Genomic DNA, 19,326 nt, shown 5'->3' on the forward strand with positions numbered 1-19,326 from the left:
CCGCGCAGGTCGTTCCTATCGAGCCGCAGCGTTGCATTTCGTGCAGGATGTCCGCGCAAGCAGCCCCTATCGAGCTGCATTGTTGCATATTATGCAATATTTTTCCTAATTTGTTACTGTATGTGGCTCAGTGTTGCAACTTTTGCAGGAATTTAGGCGATTCGGGGCGAGTGGGAGCTGGATTGTTGCATTTCGTGCAGGATGTCCGCACAGGTCGTTCCTATCGAGCCGCAGTGTTGCATTTCCGCACACGCCACTCCCAACGAGCCCCAGTGTTGCACATTATGCAGGATTTTTTCTAATTTGTTACTGGCTGTGGCACATTGTTGCAACATTTGCAGGAATTTAGGAGATTCGGGGCTAACGGGAGCTGGATTGTTGCATTTCGTGCAGGATTTCTGCGCAAGCAGCCCCTATCGTGCTCCAGTGTTGCATATTATGCAGGATTTTTCCTAATTTGTTACTGGCTGTGGCGCATTGTTGCAACTTTTGCAGGAATTTAGGAGATTCGGGGCGAGTGGGAGCTGGATTGTTGCATTTCGTGTCATTTCGTGCAGGATTTCTGCGCAAGCAGCCCCTATCGTGCTCCAGTGTTGCATTTCGTGCAGGATCTCCACGCAGGCAGCCCCTATTGAGCTCCAGTGTTGCATTTCATGCAGCATTACCTCTCACTATACACGCCGCACGACGTCATCCACGCCTTACGCCGCACCACGCCAAACAGGCGATGCCATATGCGCATCGCCTGTTTATCTTAACTGCACCTGCTGTGCTGCTATCCAGTAACTGCTACTCAGGACTCCAGCCCGCCCTCACTGGTCACATAATGACTGGTGTCCCCGTGCAGCACAATCTCCGGCACGCCGTCAGTAATATCAATTCTGCATAGGCAGGTAGGGTGAATGTAGGGCAGATCCCATAGCTTGTCCATAGCCCGGTCTTCAAAATAAGCCATCAACACCTTCACTACTACCGTATGGGTGGCAATAAGGATCGTGCCGCCTTCATGCAGATCTATGAGCTCACGCAGCTTGCCGAGCGCACGCTCCTGCACTGCTGCGAAGGTCTCGCCGCCCTTGATGCTGAAGTGTGCCGGGTCCCCCCAGAATAGCTGGTGCTGCTCCGGGTACTGCTCCTCCAGCTCACCGGCCTCCTTGCCTTCCCAGATGCCGAGGTTAATCTCTTTGAATTCATCATAGGCGGTAAGCGGGATCTCCCGCCCGCCCCGGATAATCTCTGCCGTCCGCAGCGCCCGGGGACTGGAGCTGGCATAGACCGCGTCCAGATGGACATCCTTCATAGCCTCGCCCAGCCACTCCGCCTGTTGGACGCCCAGCGGCGTGAGCGGCGAATCCTGATGGCCCTGCATCCGCTTCTGCACATTCCATTCCGTCTGCCCGTGTCTTGTAATATACACCGTAGTAGTCATGAATTCTGATTCCCCTTTACCCAATATGTATCGATAATTACCTGCGGCGGTGCTCCAGCCACTTCACCCCATAATCGACAATCTCCCGCTGGGGGACCAGCTGTGCCGCAGATGCTGCAATGAAGCCCTTGGCAATCCGCCCGGTCTCCTTGTCAAAGTCCGCACCAAGCTGAGCGAAATCATCTGAATTCCAGTTGTAATCACTGAACTCCACCCATTGCCGGACGCCATCCACCAGCATCGGAGCACCTGCGATAACCTCCTGCTTCCCGGCATAATCCGCCCGGTGCTCCGCCAGATGCAGCGAGGTATTGTTCCCATGGTCCACGCCCAGCAGCAGCACGCTTCCTTCCAGCTCATAGATCCGGGCCAGCGGCGACCGCTCTCCGAAGGCATATTCCAGGCCATGGCCGTCAATAATGACATCCCGGTGCTTCCCCCAGGCGGCAAAAGAATCAATCGGATGGCTGCTGCGCCGCACCCCCCGCTGCTTGCGGAAGCAGTCCGGGATAATCCCCATGCCGCGAATCGGCGTGAGGTCCGGGTCGTACGCCGGCATATGCTCGCGGATGCCCGGCCACCAGGCCTCCGGCACCGGCGGTCTGCTCCAGCCTGACGGATCGGTCAGATCCGAGGATTGCGTCGGCATCACCAGCGTTCCTTCCTCGCCCAGCACCTGCTCCAGCGCGAGGATCACGGCAACGGGTCCGCCTGCCACCCACTGCCCGAGTGACTTCAAGGAGGAGTGCAGCAGCAGCGTCATCCCCTCCTGCACACCCAGCCGCCGGAAGTCGGCGGCAAGCCTGTCTACTGTAATCAATGTTCCTTGTACTTCCTCCATTGTAAGTCACCTCCCAGCCGTTCATCTCTCCTATCATAGACCAGAACCGGCGGCCTTGCCACCCGGCCTTATCTTACACCCGTGGCCCCCTGCACTTGCACCTGCCGCTACTGCACTTACACCTGCTCTTACACCCGCACCTACTCTTACACCCGCACCTGCTCCCGTCCTAAGACTCCTTATCCTCGGCCTGGCCGGGATAACGCCCCATCAGCAGCTTCGCCCGGAATTCCCCGGGAGAGATGCCCTCCAGCTCCTTGAATACCCGCGCGAACTGCTTACTGTTCTCGAAGCCGACGGACTCGGAGACGGAGGCCAGCTTGACCCGGTTATCCGCCAGCAGCTCTTTGGCATGGCGGATGCGGACTTTTTTGAGATACAGCACGAAGCTCTCCCCGGTGTAAGCCTTGAACGCTTCACTGAAATATGAATAGTTGAGAGACACATAGTTACTGACCATCGCCATGTTCAGCGGGCGGGCATAATTCGCTTCGATATAAGCCAGCGCTTCCTCCATATCGGCATGCTCCGTGTGGGCGGATTTGATGCCTATAATATAATCGTTAACGCTCAGGAGCAGATGCTCAAGCGCACGGTAATAGTCGTGGAAATGGCGGAAATTATGCAGGTTGCCCACTTGGCGGTAGAGCTTCAGCACCTCCACCGAAGCTTCGCCGTGCGCACGGAACACCTCATCCAGTACGCGTTCATTCATACTCCGCCCTACATTCTCCAGGTAACTCAGATCCAGCCTCAGCAGATGCTCCGTCTGAAAAACAGCGCTAAGCAGCGCCTTAATCTCCTTCTCCCGCCCGGTCCCCAGCATATTAAGCAGCTTGCGCAGCTCCTCCTCCGGGGAAGGGAAGCTCAGCCGTCCGGCCTGAATATCCGCATAGTCCACGAAGCTGGCCTGCGGCGACAGGAAGGTGTATTCCAGCGCCCGGCAAGCCTCCAGATAACAGGCGCGGAACTGCTCGGCGCTGCGGCTCTCCCTGCTGATTCCGAGCAGCAGCCGCGTTAACTCCTTGGACTCGGCCTTCTTTGCCAGCTCCAGGAAGCTCTCCCCCTCTCCGACCAGCACCAGCTTCCCGTCCCCGTCCGTCAGGATCTCCTTGAATTTATGTTCCAACGGTCCGCCCAGCTGCTCCAGCAGCCCCTGCACCTCTCCAGGCTTCATACGTGTACCGTCACTGTGATAATAGTTCAGCACTCCTACTGTAAAAGGCAGTGCCAGCCCCGCAAGCTCCTCCTGCTGGGCCGCCGATACCTCGCCCTCCTGCTGCATCAGGAGGCTGCGCAGACGGGCTGCCCGCAGCTCGCGGCGGTAGCCCTCTGCTTCCTGCTGCTGCTTATGGCTGCTGGATTCCCGCTCCGCCCCTTCCTTGGCTATCCGCTCCAGAATCTCGAACAGCTCCTCGCGGCGGATCGGCTTGAGCAGATAATCCTTGACGCGGTAGCGGATTGCGCTTTTGGCATATTCGAAATCATCATGGCCGCTGAGAATAATCACAGCCGGAGCTCCACCCGGCCCTGCTTCCGCAGACAGCCGCGCCAGCAGCGTAATTCCGTCCATGATCGGCATCCGGATATCGGTGATAATCACATCCTGCCGCTCCCGCTTATACTGCTCCAGTGCCTCTGCGCCGTTCCCCGCCAGCGATATATTGTAGACCGACGGATATTCCCGTTCGATCATCGCCTTCAGACCTTGACGGATCATTCTCTCATCATCCACAATCATCAGATTTGTCATCGCTGATTATCCCCTGTCAATAGAACTTTGGGCAGAGACATGTACACTGCTGTCCACTTCCCTGCTTCGCTCTGCACTTCCAGTCCATAGGCTTCCCCGTAAAAGAGCTGCAGGCGCTGATGCACATTGCGCAGCCCGACGCCTCCAGCCTTATATCCACCGCTGCTGATCCCGGAAGCGTCCGCTCCAGGCTCCTCCTTCGCATAGATCGCCTCATGCAGCGCAAGCAGCCGCTCCGGCGTCAGTCCCAGACCATTGTCGCGCACGACAATTAGAATCTCCGTCCCGACCTCCGTCAGATCAATCCGCACCACCCGGTCCGTAAGCTCGACTCCGTCCGCGTTCCAGGCATGCTTCACACTGTTCTCGACAATCGGCTGCAGCGACATCTTAAGCACCTCCACTTCCAGATAAGCGCTGTCAATATCCAGCTCTAACCGGATGGTATGCTCGAACCTGATATTCATAACCTCCACATAATTCTCAATATGGCGGATCTCGTCCCTCAGCTTCACGTATTCTCCGCTCCACTTGAAATTATAACGCATCATGCCCCCCAGCCGGGTCAATGCATCTGAGATCGTCCGCTGGTTCTCGATTTCCGCCAGCATTTTGATATTCTCCAGCGTATTGTAGAGGAAGTGGGCATCGATCTGATTATGCAGGGTGCGCAGCTCCGCCTCTTTGGATAGCGCCTGCTTATGAACTGCCTGGGCAACCAGCGTATTAATCGTATTCATGAGCTTGGAGAAATGATGCGCCAGCTCCCCGACCTCGCCGCCCCCGCTGATGCGGATGCTGCCATACGGCTCGCCCCGGCGCACTTTCTTCATCGTGTCCGTCAGACGGCGGAGATTCTTCAGAATGAAGGCATTCATCACATACGTAATGACGGTAACCAGGAACAGGAAGCCGATATTCGCCCCTACAATCAGGTTACGGGTATGCGAAATATCCTTCATTAACCCCTTCATCGAGACCACCGTTACCAGCGAGGCGTCAATCTGCTCCAGCGGGGTCTGAATGAGCAGGAAGGAATTGCCGTTCTCCTGGTAATCCATCGCCCATTCCCCGGTCTTACGATAATCGGCCAGCCGTTCCTTTACCGCTTCAGCTAGTCCCGGATTCTCCTGCAAAAAAGAGTGATCCGTACGGGAGAACAGGTTCAGCTCCTCATCGGCGATCATCATCTGCGATTCATTGTCCTGCACAGTGGTGAACGCCTTCGGCGCGAACTTGCTCAGCAGCATATCGACCTGGACCATCCCGACATGGTGCCCGGCAGGAATACTGATCTCCTTCAGCAGCGAGACCTTGGCCGGACCCGCCTCCACTTCCCCCGAGTAGCGCTTCATAAGGTCGGGATCTCTCTTCTGGAAGGACCAATAATAGCCTCCTTCCAACTGCAGCGCCTTCTGAAACCACGGCTCCCTGGATACCCGGTCCTCCCGGAAGATGACCGGCCACAGCTCATGTACATTGCTGCTGCCGGAGAATAGCCGCAGATGCTCGATATTCGGATTGTTAAATTGCATCTGACTCAAGCTCACATAGGTGGTCGTATTGAAATCGATCAGCTCGCCCAGCGGGGGATCGTCCTCACTGACCAGATAGCTCTCCACCCCTTTATCCGAGGAAGCCATCTGGGCGACCCGTTCCATCGCTTCAATCTGGTTGAGCACATACAGCTTCTCCATCTGAAGGAGATAGCTGTTCTTCTCAATGGAATCACGCTTATAAGTATTATTGATCGCTCTGTACGAATAGAGGGACACCAGCAGGCTGGGTCCCAGAATAATGAAGATATATGCAGCAATCAGCCGGCTCTGCAGTGATCTCCGCCCCCACCAATAGCGGAAGGAATTCCATAATGCCCCTGTTCGTTCGCGCATGCTCACCTCTTGAAAATAGCCCAAAAGCCCGCAGTCTGCGGGCCAATGGGTCTTATATTTTAAAACTTACATTCCGAGTTTCTTTTTGTTCTCTTCATATTTCGTCTGGCGGTAGGCATCGAAGGTCGCCTGGCCGTCCTTTTCTTTCTTGGCGAGATAATCGCTCCAGATCTTATCGAAGTCTGCATCGGAATCCGCCATCAGCAGCTTCGGCATGGTTTTGCCGCGAAGCTGTTTCAGCTTGGTCGCGATAATGCCTTCCGGCGAGTTGCCGGTAGGGTCAATCAATTGGAATTCGGAGGTATTGACCGATTTGCCCTTCGTCCAGTCTTCCAGTTGTTTGTATGGCTCTACAGATTCCGGCTTCCATTGATCGGTAATATTGGTGTTCTGCATCATCCAGAAGGTGAAGGATGAACCGTACTGCTTATCGAAGGCTCCGCGGTCGGTGTTCATCAGCTTCAGCGCCTCAGGCAGGAATTGATCCTTGCCGTCAATTGTATCATAGCTGACCCCTTTTTCGCCCAGATAAAGATCCTTGTTGCCTTCCTCACTGTTCAGATAGCTGAGGAATTTAATCGCACGCGCTTTATCCTTCACATTCTTGGAGATCAGGGTCACCGTCCAGCCGGAGATCCCAGGGCCGTTCAGTGCAGGCGGGTCCATCTTGGTGTTGGCCGGTCCGTCTACTGCAATGTACACTTGATCAGGGTTTTTCTGGAAAATTGTACCGAGCTGCGAAGCAAAATCTGTACGCTGATAGAGCATTGCGAAGTAGCGTCCCTGTACGATTTTTTCTTCCATTTGCGCACGCTTGTCAATGAAGATATCCTTTGCCAAGAGTCCGTCCTGGTTTGCCTGACGGAGGGTCTTCATCCAGCGGACATACTCAGGATCAGTCTCACGGTCATAGACCTTGCCGTCTTTTTCCCAAGGGATGTTCAGGAAGTTCTGAATGTAGCCTTCCAGCGAGTCGTTGCCGTTCTCGGTGAACTCATGCAGACCGAGCGGAATCAGCGGCTGGCCGTTCACCTGAGGGAATTTCTCCTGCGCCGCTTTCAGCGCGGCGAGGAAGCCTTCAGGTGTACGCATATCCGGGCTGCCGATGGCTTCATAGATGTCCTTGCGGACAGCAAAGGTCTGGTTAGATACATAGGTGTCGCCGTATTGCTTATAATCGGCCGGAGAGGACGAAGAGTTCGGGTAGCCGTAGACATTGCCGTCCGGCTGAGTATACCAGCCCAGCTTATCCTTATCCGATACCTTGTAGAAGTAAGGGTCATATTCATCCGCCAGCTTGTTCAGCGGAAGCACAAGATCGCCTTCCACCATTTTTTTGATCGCATCTTCCCAGTAGCCGAGTGTAATGAAGTCCGGCAGCTTGCCGGAAGCCATCAATGTGTTCAGCTTCTCGTTCTCATTGCCCGCCGGAACGATGAAGTTGATATTTACGCCGGTCTTTTTCGTCACATATTGGGAGGTCGGGTCTACACCCCATTTATTCGGGAACCAGGCAAAGTTCAGATACCAGTCAAAAGTAATCGGTGAAGTATCGCTCTTCCAGCCCGGTTCATCGGCCGAAGCCGCAGGTGCCGGTGTTGCGCTGTCTGTTGCGGGTGCCGTTGTAGCCTCCGTATTCGCCGGCTTGTTATTGCCCTTATCTCCGGTTGCGGCATTATTGTTCTTGGCGCAGCCCGTTGCTGAGAAGGTCAGCATCAGTCCCAAGAGCAGCAGGACCATTTTCTTCGGCTTATGTTTCATGCCCATTTGTTTACCCCTTTTCTAGATATTATGAATTATAAGCTCAACCCCGTAGCCCTCAAGACACCGGGCGTTGGAGGAGTTACCTGTGGATAGCGGATAATTAGCCTTTAATAGAACCAATCATCATGCCTTTGACGAAGTAACGCTGCAGGAACGGATAGACGAACACAATCGGCAGTGTAGTTACGACCATGGTGGCCAGCTTAATCGACTGTGAGGTGACCGTTCTTGTAGCCGCGCTGCCCTGGACAGCGGTCATCATCGTATTGGAGCTGGACTGGGCCACGACCCGGAACAGATAGGTCTGAATCGGCTGAAGATCCACATTGTTGATATAGATAATGCCTGTAAAATAATCATTCCACTGGTAGACCCCGTGGAACAGGGCGATGGTGGCGATGACCGGCATGGAGACCGGAAGCACAATCCGCAGCAGAATCGACCAGTCGTTAGCCCCGTCAATCCGCGCCGCCTCATCGAGGCCATCCGGAATCTCCCGGAAGAACGTCATGAAGATAATGAGGTCGAAGAAGCTGAACATGACTGGAATGATATACACCAGGAAATTATCGAGCAGATGCAGGTCACGGTTCAGCAGGAAGGTCGGAATCAGCCCGCCGTTGAAGAACAGGGTGATGGTACCGATCAGGATGTAGATTTTGCCGCCGACCAGATCCCTGCGGGATAACGCATACGCCACCATCGCCGTGAAGAATACATGGACGACGACGCCAAGCGCCGTTTTGGCTACGGTAATGGCCATCGCCAGCATAATGCCTGGACTTGCGAAGACCGCCTCGAAGTTCTTCAGTGTAATGATTCGCGGCCACCAGTAGATTCCGCCCAGCATGGCGTCATTGCCGTCATTGAAGGCGTTGACCAGCACATACCAGATCGGATAGAGCGTCAGGAAGCAGACGCAGAGCATGACCAGATTATTGATGATGTCGAAGATGACTTCGCCTTTGGTTCTGCGTTTGAGTGCAAACATAGTATAGATCCTCCTTGTTCTAGAACAGCGACGTGTCGTTGATTTTTTTGGATACCTGGTTAGCAATCAGCAGCAGAATCAATGCAATGACCGCCTTAACCAGAGTGACCGCCGCAGAGTAGGAGAAGCGGTTAGAAACAATACCTGTCTGATAAATATAGTAGTCAATGACGTTAGAAGCACTGTCATTCAGCGAGTTGCGCAGCACCAGAATCTGGTCGAAGTTGGAGCTCAGCACCCCGCTGACCGCGAGAATGAATAGAATGCTGATCGTGCCCCGGACGGACGGCAGCGTGACGAACCACATTTTCTGGAACCGCCCGGCTCCGTCAATCGTCGCCGCCTCATACATCTCCGGAGAGACACCGGCGATCGCCGCCAGATAGATAATCGCTGACCACCCCAGCTCTTTCCAGATGTCGGAGCTAATGATAATGGTCCAGAAGTAGCTTGGCTCTGCCAGATACGTAATCGGCTGGTCAATGATATGCAGCGCCATCAGGATGTTATTGACAATCCCTACATCGGCCAGCCAGGTGGCCAGAATCCCGCCAAGCACGACCCAGGAGAGGAAATGCGGCAGATAGGAGATCGTCTGAATCGCCTTCTTATACCGGAGGGAACGGACCTCATTAAGAAATAAAGCGAAGATAATCGGCAGCGGAAATCCGATAATCAGCTTGATCAGACTGATTCCCAGCGTATTGCGTATAACATTGGGCAGCTCGTCGTCTTCGAACAGTTCTCTGAAATGCTGCAGGCCCACCCATGGGGCTTCGGCAATCGACTTGACGATGTTATATTCCTTGAAGGAAATAATCAAGCCATAAATCGGGATGTAGTTGAAGATGATCATCCAGACTACGCCGAGCAGGGCCATGGTCTGCAGATGACGCTGGGCTACAAACTTCCTCCAGAGTGAATGTTTACGACCTGAACCGGTTTCGATTGACGCCGGAATAAGCGGCGCCATGGCCGGATCCGGCTTGGTGTTTCGTTTGTTCTCCATCGTATGGACCTCCAAAATACCTATCTTTATTGTGAAGCGTTTTCATCTCTATGTATGTATTGTATGCGTTTTAGATACCCGGTAAAAGGCCTCATATTTCGTATTTAGGGGCTCATATTTCGGCTTGGAGCGTTCTTCTGGACTCCCCAAGCCGAGCCTGTTACACATGCAGAACCGCATGCTCCTCCGATAGTACGATATAATCACCGATCACGCCGTCCTCAAAGGCAGGCTTGCGCGGCTGGCCGTTTCCGAGCGGCGGCAGATCCTGATGGTATCTGTAGAAAACAAACTGGGACCGCGCGCCCTCCTGAGTCAGCTCAAGCCGCAGCTCCTCATCGGTCAGATGGACAGCGGACACCACGCTCCCCGTTACTTTTGCCGTCAGCTCATCCCATTGCTCTTCCTCAGGCTCCCCTGCCCAGCTGGATATCCATGGCCGGTGGCTCTGGTTATGCCTCAGATGGCATTCAATCACTCTGCCGTCCAGCAGAATATATTGACCCGATGCCCAGACGGCATACACCAGATACTGCCTAATGCCTTCCTTCTCCAGCAGCAATCCGAAGAACCCGGGACCGCCCATGCCATAGGTTCCCAGATGGGTGCAGAATTCCATTGCCCTGCTGCCCAGCAGCGAGTCCGTGTCAATCTCTGTCAGGGTCCGGGGCCTGGCGGTCATCATCGCCTCGCCTTCTTCCGCCTCATAGTGGAAATCCCTGAACGCAGGTTCTTCCACCCAGCCCTTCGACTCCCACGCCTCCCGCTGCGCGGCCGGAACAATCATAGAGTATTTCTTAATCAGTCCTATTTTAAGCTCGCTCATTGTTGATGATGCTCCCCTCGTGTTTGGCTGCTCTGCTCTAAGGTAATTCAAACCGAGCTGCTCCAACCCAAGCTAGATTAACCCAATCTGATATATCACCTCAGGCTGTATCCTGTTAGCAGATGTATACCTTAGTATTATAAACTAACTTTTGGACTGGTGAATTTGCGTCTAAGTTGGAGTCTGCGCCAGCCTATTGCGATTGTAATCGGTTTTTCGATTACATTGGGTCCGCACACCCTCCGCCCGCCCATTGTAATCGGTTTTTCGATTACATTTGGTCCACACACCCTCTGCCCGCCCATTGTAATCGGTTTTTCGATTACATTTGGTCCGCACACCCTCCGCCCGCCCATTGTAATCGGTTTTTCGATTACATTTGATCCGCACACCCTCCGCCCGCCCATTGTGATCGGTTTTTCGATTACATTGGGTCCGCACTGTCTTATTCACATCAAAAGTAATCATACTCCCCAGACAATCAGAAAGGAGGCCCCCAAGGACCTCCTCTCCGCCATTATCTACGCACGTTACGTTATTCCATCTCCGCACGGATCGCGGCGATCTCCCCGCGCCGCAAGGCCTCGGCATCTGCGCCGCGCAGCAAGCCGCCGGATACACTGCGTTCCTCACCGCTGCGGAATTCCAGCTTCATCTGCTGAATAACCGCCTTGCTGTCACCGAAGGTATCCGCATGACGCGGATTCACATACGTCACTTCCGTGCTGCCCAGCAGCTTGAAGGAGACTTCTCCCTGCTCGTCGAACAGCCAGCCGGGAAGGGCCGGATGCAGCGTCAGAGTCAACTCGCCATTCTCGATAGCAAACAAGCTGCTGCCAGCCATCATCGTTCTCCACATGCTCAGGAACTCGGCCGTGGAGCCGCTCAGCCGGGCCACGAATCCCCGTCCGTGTGTATGCGGGTCAGGGTTACCGCCCGTGGAGATGAATGACGAATTCTCCAGCGTACTGCGTCCATAGACCTCCGGGTCAAGGAACGGAATCAGCGATGTTCTCAGCTCGCTGTAGAATTCTTCATACAGCCCCGCCTTCAGCAGCTCAAGCAGATACTTATAGGACATGTGCAGGAAGTTCGATTCCCGTTCCTGCCAGCCTGCGGTGAACGCCCGGATGCGTCCGATCTCATGCCCCTCTTCCTCCAGCGATACCGAAGTGCGGTACATTGAGGTGACCGGATCGAACAGCCCGCTCTGCTTCACCCGGCTGTATATATCCTTGGCCGTCTCAAGATCATCTAGAGTTTTGAGCCAGCGGGTTGGACCTTCCAGGAAATACGGCAGCGCCGAAGCCTCGAATTCCTCCACTACTGCCTTAGGCAGTCCATAGCCGCTGATGACCGGCGCTCCGGCAGCATCCGTGACCGGCCGGAAGCGCGTAGCCTCGAAACGGAAATAGGTGGGCACCAGTCCGCCGCCCATCTCCACCGCACGCGCAATCCCCTGATCCACCTTGATGATACACCGGGCCAGCATATCGCGGATCTCGGCAATAGAGTAGTCCGTAGTTTCGCCGGTAATCCCGAAGCGGATGTCTGCCCGGTAAGCCTCACGCGCCGAGGCTACGCGGTCCCAGTACAGGAACGGGTCCAGCGAACCGTCCAGCACTTCAGTGACAGCTTGCCCTACCTGCGTCAGCAGCACCGCGATCTCCGACGGGAGAGCAACTGCGGAAGGAAGCTCCGCACAGTTCTCCAGCGCTTCCGCCATGAAGACCAGCATCCGCTTCAGCTCCAGTGTCTCGCTCATGCCCGAGCCGATCAGGCCCGGCAGCCCGTTCATCGCATCGTTCCAGCCCGGCTTGTTCGCCTCCATCTCCACACCCATACCATACGGGTCAAGCGTGGCGAATTTGTTCAGGGCGAGCGACAGCATTTTCACAAATAGACTGGTCCGGTAGATCTCCCCGTGCCCGCCTTGTGTGCGCAGCCACTCGGTACCGGATGCCTTGCGCTTCAGCTTATGCAGCTTCTCCTCATCCTCCAGCAGAGCTCCGAACTGCCGCACCTTGCCGCCGCTAATCACGTACTTCTCGCTGCGCGGCAGGACATAGGCTGGAGAGTCGTAGAACGCATACGTCTCATCCCCGAACAGCAGCTCCCCAAGGCGCTCAGGATAAATATCCAGATAGCCTTCCACCAGGTCCAGATTATACGTCCAGTGATCCGACCAGAACCCTTCGCCGAAGGCGGCTTCAATGTTCTGCTGCGACAACGCAAGCACCCCGCTGAGGAATTCCTGCTCACTTAGGGTTAACACGATCTGCTGATCGGCAATATAGTTAATCAGACTGCCTGCGGTGAAGCGTCCGGCCAGGAGCTGTGTAAGTCCCGCATGCTGCTCTGCAAGCGCCCCGTCCAGCCATGCCTTAAGCTGCTCTTCCGCACCCGGCAGAATCTCGAAGCTGGTGCCCTGCACACTGAGCGGGTTGTAGCCGTCCGCCTGAATCAGGCTATAGAACATTTTGATATTGAAGCTGCCCACCTTGGGGTGGAAAAAGACGTCGCTGCGGCGGTTCTGGTTCATATCGCGGAAATTCCCGTTCCCCTGCGAATAATATTCGGGGGCCAGCGAGAAGAAGTTATAATCCCGTTCCATATCGCCATGCTTGCGGGAGTAGAGATGGACCACGAAGCCCTCTTCTCCATTGTCAAAAATAAACGGATATCCCCCGCGCAGGAAATTGTCGAGATAGGACTGGCGGCAATACGCGTCAAAGATCGGCGAGGACGTCCGGGTGGCGATATCCTCAGTTAACTCCTCGGTAAGCGCGGCAGCTTCAAGGGACTTGGCGGCAAAATACTCCGCACGGCACAGCTCTGCCGTCCGTTCATTAATCCGGGCAATATCATTCACATGCCCGATGATCGTGTTCAGCTTCAGCGAAGCCCCCGGGGCCAGCGTGCGGGCTGTGCCGCTAAATCCGCACGGCACCTTGTTGACCGGATACTGCGCCTGTGCCAGCAGCTCGGCCAGCGGAAGCGCCGCGAAGCGGTCTGGGTAGGTCAGTGAAGTATTCCCGCCAAAAATCACCTCATAGTCTACCAGCGGACGGAGCAATTCCCCTTCCGCCGTGGAGGAGAGATAGAAATGCCCGCTCTCGATCTTGCCGATTTCGGCATCGTCATTCGTGCCGGAGCGCAGCTTGTAGAACGGAATCCCGTGCTCCAGGTTGAACACATCCATCCAGCTGCGGAGCAGGTTCCCCATCTCCTTATAGTTGCTGTTCTCTACCCCGAATGGAAGCACCTCCGGCAGACCGTCCAGCAGTTCCAGCTCAAGCTCAGCCCCGCCGGTATTCTGAATCTCCACCTGGCGGACCAGCGCGGCATAATCATCCCCCGGAAGGTTGAAATAGTGGACCGTGGTCTTCAGTCCATGTCCGGCATGCGACTCCTCGATGGTCAGTCCGTTCGGCAGAATGGTCATGATCCGCTTGGCTGCCGGGTCCGGGCGGGCTGACTGGAACGGTTCATAGATCTCTGCTGCTCCCTTCAGCTTGATGAAGGTACGGAAGCCGGTCGATGTTACGTTCTTGTAGGAAATATTGGCTGGAGAGAACTCCATAATCGGCGAGTTTTTGTCCCGTACGCCGAAGCTGCTGATCCCTTGGCCGCGGTTCACATAGAACGTCCACATCGGTATCCCCTTCAGTCCGGCCAGGCCGGGCAGGAAGCTGGCGAACGGCTTGCCTTCGTGGAACTGCTCGATCACAAATTTTCCTGAATCAAAAGTATAACGGCTCATATTTACTCCTCCTAAAATATCAATGAATGCTTACGTGCCCCGCTTCAGCTACCGAGCTGCAGTAACCACGCTATTGGCTGAACTTTCCCTTGCGATATAACTTCTGGGTAATTGCGACCCCTGAATGGCTGCTGCCCCGCCCGGGTGAATGCACTTTGTACAATAGAATTTGTCTCATTACGCTCCCGACCAGCCTTCTGTTGTATTTCATACAGTAGATTCCCGGCTTGCTGCCCGAAAAGACCGCTTCTGCAGGATTCTACTGCACATAGTGCAATAGATCGCTATTTTAGGCGTGAATAACAGGAATCTAGTGTACAAAATGCAATCGTCCACTATGCAGGCCTACCCCTGCGTAATCAGATGTGTCGCAATAGAGTGCGCAGGCAGCGTACATTCGGCGGTCTCACCGCCCAGCCCCAGCGTAAGCGTACGTGCTCCCCCGCCTTCGTTCATCAGCACCACAGCGAGACTGCCGTCCGGATTGCGGAACGCTGCCGACAGCACATCTGCCGCCGCCGAATCCAGGCCGATCCGCACCGCACCCGGAGCGATGAATTTGCTGAAATGCCCGATGTAGTAATACGAGCTGTTGTAGTGGACCTCGTCAGTAGCCGTATCCGCAATCACCGGAGCATCGCATAGATTGCCCACATGGTTCGGCCCGCCTGTCTCATCCAGCACCAGATTCCAGTCCAGGTAGCCTTCGGTCCAGGCATTCAGATCGCCGATCATATTGCGGCCGTAGCGCTCGCCCGTGAACCATTCTCCCAGACGCACGCCGCCCTCCTGGCAGCCTTCGGTGAACAGCACATGCTTATCCGGGAAAAGCTCATGCACCTGCTCCACATTCCCAAACTCCTCGCCGCCGTACCAGTGGATACCGGTCCCCCAGACATACTGTGCAGCTTCCGGGTCTGACAGAATCGGGGTCACACGCTCGACCATAATGTCGCGGTTATGATCCCAGATCACGATGTTCACATCGCCCATTCCGGCTTCGTGCAGCACGGGGCCGAGATGGTTTTTGACAAAATCACGCTCTTCCTCCGCACTGTACACACAGGAATCCCAGGTCTGCACCGCTGCCGGCTCATTCTGCACAGAGACCGCCCAGACCGGAACGCCTTCCTTGCGGTAGGCCTCGATGAATTTGGTATAATACCGCGCCCAGACCGGCGCATACTCCGGATTCAGCGAGCCGCCGTTGTTCATCTCCCCGTTCGTCTTCATCCAGGCAGGCGGGCTCCACGGGGAAGCCAGCATGGTGAACGGTCCGCCCCGGACCTCCATCGCATCCTTAATCAGCGGCAGAACCCACTTATGGTCACGCGAGATATCGAAGGTCTTAAGCTCCGTATCCCCATCCTCCACATACGTATAATTGCCGAGTGCGAAGTCGCAGCTATGGATATGCACACGGCCCATACTGTAATTCAGCCCGTCTACCGGATCAAAATACCGCCGGATGACCTCTGTGCGCTTCGCCGGACTCATCCGGGACAAGGTATACGCCGCTGCTTCTGTGAATGCGCCGCCAAAACCGATAATGGTCTGGAACGCCTGCTCCGGGTGCAGCTCGATATCTGCTTTTGCCGCTGCGCCCTCTGCGCTGAACTGAATGCCATCCTTGGGACTCAGGCGATCTCCTGTATCTTTTGCGGTGACTACGGATTTAACGGTTGTCATGTCCATCACTCCTTTAATATTTTTGCCAGCGAAACCAGGGACGAAAGGAATCGAAACCGGTTTCGATTTTGCCGAAAAAAAAGGTATTCCTGAATGAACGCACCTTCATCACATGCGCGGCGGTGCGCAGGAATCCCTCACAATAATCTCCACAGGCAGCACAAGTGCTTCCTGTGCCGTACCTGGACCGTTCATAGATGCCAGCAGCAGCTCCGCCGCCCGTGTCCCCAGCATTTCGGTATTCTGTCGTACAGTGGTCAGCGCAGGCGTAACGTATCCGGCAAGCTCAATGTCGTCATAGCCCATCACAGAGACATCCTCCGGCACCGCAAGCCCCTGATCCTTGGCCGCCATTACCGCACCCAGGGCCAGCAAGTCACCCGAAGCAAAAACAGCCGTCGGCCGCTGCGGCAACGCCAGCAGACGCTTCATTGCAACATAACCATTCTCCAGCGCATAGAAGGCTCCCTCAGCCACATATTCATCCGGCACCTCAAGTCCCTGCTGCTCCATCGCCGTTCTGTACCCCAGCTCCCGCTGCTGTCCCGGATAGGTGTTCCCGCCTCCCGAGATATGGGCAATCCGGCGGTGTCCAAGACTGGCCAGATACTCCACGGCCTGCAGCGCACCCGTCATATTATCCGAGCAGACTGTATGCGACAGCTCCGTCTCGAAATCGAGCACCACGGTCGGAATATCACTCTCCAGCAGCTCCCGGAAATACGGGTCATCATAATCAGAGAGGAACACTACCACCCCGTCGACGCCGCGAATCCGGCAGTTCTCCAGATATCCACTCTGCTTGCCGCCTACATCCTTCGAGATGAACATGAGGGCATAGCCCTTGGCTACGGCAACCTGCTTGAAGCTCTCAATCACTGCGCTGAAAAAAGGATGGCGGATTCCCGCCCCCGTATTCTCCACAAACAGCACACCGATGGTCCAGGATTTCTTGGTCGTCAGTGTACGTGCATGCGCATTGGGAAGATACCCCATCTCCCGGGCGGTACGCAGAATCTCCTCACGCGTCTTCTCCCGCACATCGGAATAGTTATTGAACGCCTTGGACACTGTGGTTGGTGAGTAGCCGGTCCTTTTGGCAATATCGTATATCGTGGTCATTTCCGGTTCACTCCCGCAGCTCAATGAAAGCCCTTTTATGTTCACTGACATTCTAACTTCTTTCGGCACGGCCGTCCAGCATAAAATATCTTTGAACCCCGGGCAGCAGCGTCACGATCTGAATCAGCATTCCCAGCGACATATAGAACACATGAATCAAGCTGACCATGTTCCACATGTAGGTCTGCACCATAATCCAGATAATCTGGCCGAAGCCGATATAGAGCGAAAAGCTCCAGGCCGCATGCCGCTCCTTGAACGGTGTCAAGGCGTAGCTCCAAGCCCACTGCGGCTGCTTCCAGAGGCCGTACAGCACGAGCAGCGGGAGCATGCCGAATACGAACAGCAGCAGCAGCCCAGGGACGGCAAAGCTGTGAAAGGGCATCCGTGCCATTGCAGTGGCCGGCATACCGAGCAATTCCCCGCTGGGATCCGTTAGCAGCGCCAGCCCGCCTGCGATGGCCCCCAAGCTCAAAAACCCTTGAAGTACCACCAGCACCCTAACAGCACCTGGCATTTTTTTAGCAGCGTTCATCCTCATTCCTCATTTCAGGCACATGTTTTCCGGCTACGGATTAGGGCTATTTCTGGTTAGCGCCTATGCTTTATTGAGATTTTACACATTTCTCCTCAAGATTGCCGGGAAAGAAATCACACTACGGAAAATTTGCATGATGTGCCTGCTGTGTGAATGTCTGCGGTTTACGCTATACTAGTATCAATTAGGACAACTACTGACATTAAAGCGGACGCATGTAAGCAGATGCAATTATCATTCACAATACAGAAGGGATTGGACGGTTGCGGCTTAAGGCTGCTTCTGCCAAGTACACTTATGACTGAGATTACAACTCTACCTCCATCCAAAAAATGCGCGTACTGCCATCAGCTGAAGCCGCTCTCTGAATTCCGCAGACGCACAGGCAAGCGCGCCAAAGGCATGTCCCGGCGCGGCGCGTGCCGGGAATGCCGCAAGCTCCGCGAGGCCGAAGCTTCCTTGCCGCCAGTGCATTCAAGCGCAGCGCCTGCCCTGCCGGAGCGCCAGGCCGGACCGGCCGGCCCCCTCAAGCGGGACAAGGGGCCGGTCTCTACCTCCGGGGCAGCGGCGCCCGAGAAGGCAAAGCCGCCCATGGCCCAGCCCCGTCCAGCCTCCCGGCCGGAGCGTGCCCGGGACGCCAGAGGCAGCGCAGGCACGGCCGGCCTTAAGGGCAAGGCGCGTCCCCGGCATGCCGCCGAGACCGGGCGCAGCCTTCCGCAGCAGCGCGGGCCGAAGCCCGATCCACAGGATGCCTCTGCCCTGATTCCTTCGGCCAAGGGCATGATTCTCATGCGCGGGCACAGCGATAAGGGCCGCCGCTGGCATCAGGAGATCGACCTTGAGCTTGCCGTGACGCTGGTCAAGGAGCATGCGGCCATCGTCGTGAACCGGCGGACGATCCGCCGCTTATACAGCAACAAGGACTTCCGCGCCTATATTTTGACGAGGGACAACTATACCTGTTATTTCTGCGGCCAATACGGGGATACCATTGATCATCTGCTCCCCCGCGCCAAGGGCGGGCATACTACGCCGGATAACTGCGTCTGTGCCTGCAATTTATGCAATCAGACGAAGGCCGATCAGTCGGTGGAGCAATTCATGAGCCGGTAATATTCTTGACCCGTCCAACCTGGCCGTCCGAGAGCCGCACCTTGATCCCGTGCGGATGGCGGGGCGAGTTGGTCAGGATGTCTTTCACTGTGCCGTGTGTGAGCTTGCCGGTTGCCTGATCCTGCTTCAGTACGATATCTACCTGAATGCCGGGGCGGATATCCGCTCTTACTTGTCCGTTCATAATACACACTCCTTCCGGTAATATTTGCATTATATATAGTCTACTTACTCTTACAGATAAGGATGAACAGCCATGGCTTTTGGAATCAACCGGGCAGAATTAACCCGCTGGAAACAGGCCGTCTCCGCAGGGGAGATCGCGTTCCTGACCCATTACTGGATAGACAAACGCTACCCGGAGATCACAACCGTCACCAAGGTGGGCTGCAGCGATCTGCCCCGCCTGCGGGAGTGGTGCAGGAAGCATAGTCTCCCCACGCGGTATATTCATAACCGCCAGCCGTTCCCCCATTTCGACCTCATGGGCCCGAAGCAGGCGGAGATTCTCCGGCAGGAGGGCTTATGGGAGCACCTGGAACGCTTCCGTATGCTCTGATGAACGGCAGACTGCAAGTGTGCCTGTGACCGGGCGG

Annotated in this window: 16 protein-coding genes; 2 read left to right on the top strand and 14 right to left on the bottom strand. The window is 55.5% G+C overall.

The features are described 5' to 3' along the window. Nucleotides 1–793 precede the first annotated feature (793 nt). From NSS64_RS26270 to NSS64_RS26330, 13 genes are all read right to left on the bottom strand, one after another. Nucleotides 794–1,429 (bottom strand): histidine phosphatase family protein, encoded by a 636-nt coding sequence (locus NSS64_RS26270; RefSeq protein WP_341142062.1) that lies wholly within the window; start codon nt 1,427–1,429, stop codon nt 794–796. A 37-nt stretch (nt 1,430–1,466) separates the two neighbouring features. Further along, nucleotides 1,467–2,270 carry an aminoglycoside N(3)-acetyltransferase gene (locus tag NSS64_RS26275; protein ID WP_341142063.1) on the bottom strand — a complete coding sequence of 268 codons (804 nt, stop codon included), beginning with the start codon at nt 2,268–2,270 and terminating at the stop codon, nt 1,467–1,469. Nucleotides 2,271–2,439: 169 nt separating this feature from the next. Then, nucleotides 2,440–4,023 (bottom strand): response regulator transcription factor, encoded by a 1,584-nt coding sequence (locus tag NSS64_RS26280; RefSeq protein WP_341142064.1) that lies wholly within the window; start codon nt 4,021–4,023, stop codon nt 2,440–2,442. Further along, nucleotides 4,020–5,915, bottom strand: a complete 1,896-nt coding sequence (locus tag NSS64_RS26285) for a cache domain-containing sensor histidine kinase (RefSeq protein WP_340990845.1) — start codon at nt 5,913–5,915, stop codon at nt 4,020–4,022. Before NSS64_RS26285 ends, NSS64_RS26280 begins: the two co-directional genes overlap by 4 nt. Before the next feature lie 66 nt (nt 5,916–5,981). Next, nucleotides 5,982–7,682: an ABC transporter substrate-binding protein gene (locus tag NSS64_RS26290; protein WP_341142065.1), complete on the bottom strand. Its 1,701-nt coding sequence runs from the start codon at nt 7,680–7,682 to the stop codon at nt 5,982–5,984. Between the two features lie 97 nt (nt 7,683–7,779). Continuing rightward, on the bottom strand, nt 7,780–8,670 hold the full coding sequence (locus tag NSS64_RS26295) for a carbohydrate ABC transporter permease (protein ID WP_340945063.1): 891 nt from the start codon (nt 8,668–8,670) through the stop codon (nt 7,780–7,782). A 19-nt stretch (nt 8,671–8,689) separates the two neighbouring features. After that, a complete protein-coding gene (locus NSS64_RS26300) occupies nt 8,690–9,679 on the bottom strand; it encodes an ABC transporter permease (RefSeq protein ID WP_341142066.1) in 990 nt (329 codons plus the stop codon). 160 nt (nt 9,680–9,839) lie between these two features. Next, nucleotides 9,840–10,505 carry a hypothetical protein gene (locus NSS64_RS26305; RefSeq protein ID WP_341142067.1) on the bottom strand — a complete coding sequence of 222 codons (666 nt, stop codon included), beginning with the start codon at nt 10,503–10,505 and terminating at the stop codon, nt 9,840–9,842. 137 nt (nt 10,506–10,642) lie between these two features. Beyond that, the gene (locus NSS64_RS26310) at nt 10,643–10,897 is read right to left on the bottom strand and encodes a hypothetical protein (protein ID WP_341142068.1); all 255 of its coding nucleotides are present in this window, start codon (nt 10,895–10,897) and stop codon (nt 10,643–10,645) included. 143 nt (nt 10,898–11,040) lie between these two features. Next, the gene (locus NSS64_RS26315; RefSeq protein WP_341142069.1) at nt 11,041–14,268 is read right to left on the bottom strand and encodes a cellobiose phosphorylase; all 3,228 of its coding nucleotides are present in this window, start codon (nt 14,266–14,268) and stop codon (nt 11,041–11,043) included. A 345-nt stretch (nt 14,269–14,613) separates the two neighbouring features. Beyond that, nucleotides 14,614–15,957 (bottom strand): glycoside hydrolase family 30 protein, encoded by a 1,344-nt coding sequence (locus NSS64_RS26320; RefSeq protein ID WP_341142070.1) that lies wholly within the window; start codon nt 15,955–15,957, stop codon nt 14,614–14,616. A 108-nt stretch (nt 15,958–16,065) separates the two neighbouring features. Continuing rightward, nucleotides 16,066–17,079, bottom strand: coding sequence for a LacI family DNA-binding transcriptional regulator (locus NSS64_RS26325; protein WP_341142071.1), 1,014 nt, complete (start codon nt 17,077–17,079; stop codon nt 16,066–16,068). Between the two features lie 52 nt (nt 17,080–17,131). Then, nucleotides 17,132–17,614 (bottom strand): hypothetical protein, encoded by a 483-nt coding sequence (locus tag NSS64_RS26330; RefSeq protein ID WP_340945078.1) that lies wholly within the window; start codon nt 17,612–17,614, stop codon nt 17,132–17,134. Between the two features lie 300 nt (nt 17,615–17,914). On the opposite strand from NSS64_RS26330, the gene NSS64_RS26335 reads away from it, so the two are divergent. After that, on the top strand, nt 17,915–18,730 hold the full coding sequence (locus tag NSS64_RS26335; RefSeq protein WP_341142072.1) for an HNH endonuclease: 816 nt from the start codon (nt 17,915–17,917) through the stop codon (nt 18,728–18,730). Here NSS64_RS26335 and NSS64_RS26340 read toward each other — a convergent pair. Continuing rightward, a complete protein-coding gene (locus NSS64_RS26340) occupies nt 18,717–18,914 on the bottom strand; it encodes a YwbE family protein (protein ID WP_036732721.1) in 198 nt (65 codons plus the stop codon). The two genes, NSS64_RS26335 and NSS64_RS26340, sit on opposite strands and share 14 nt — an antisense overlap. A 72-nt stretch (nt 18,915–18,986) precedes the next feature. Between NSS64_RS26340 and NSS64_RS26345 the strand changes: the two genes are divergently transcribed. After that, nucleotides 18,987–19,289, top strand: a complete 303-nt coding sequence (locus tag NSS64_RS26345) for a hypothetical protein (RefSeq protein ID WP_341142073.1) — start codon at nt 18,987–18,989, stop codon at nt 19,287–19,289. Nucleotides 19,290–19,326 lie beyond the last annotated feature (37 nt).

It is taken from the genome of Paenibacillus sp. FSL H8-0122 (genome assembly GCF_038005345.1).
Taxonomy (GTDB): domain Bacteria; phylum Bacillota; class Bacilli; order Paenibacillales; family Paenibacillaceae; genus Paenibacillus_AQ.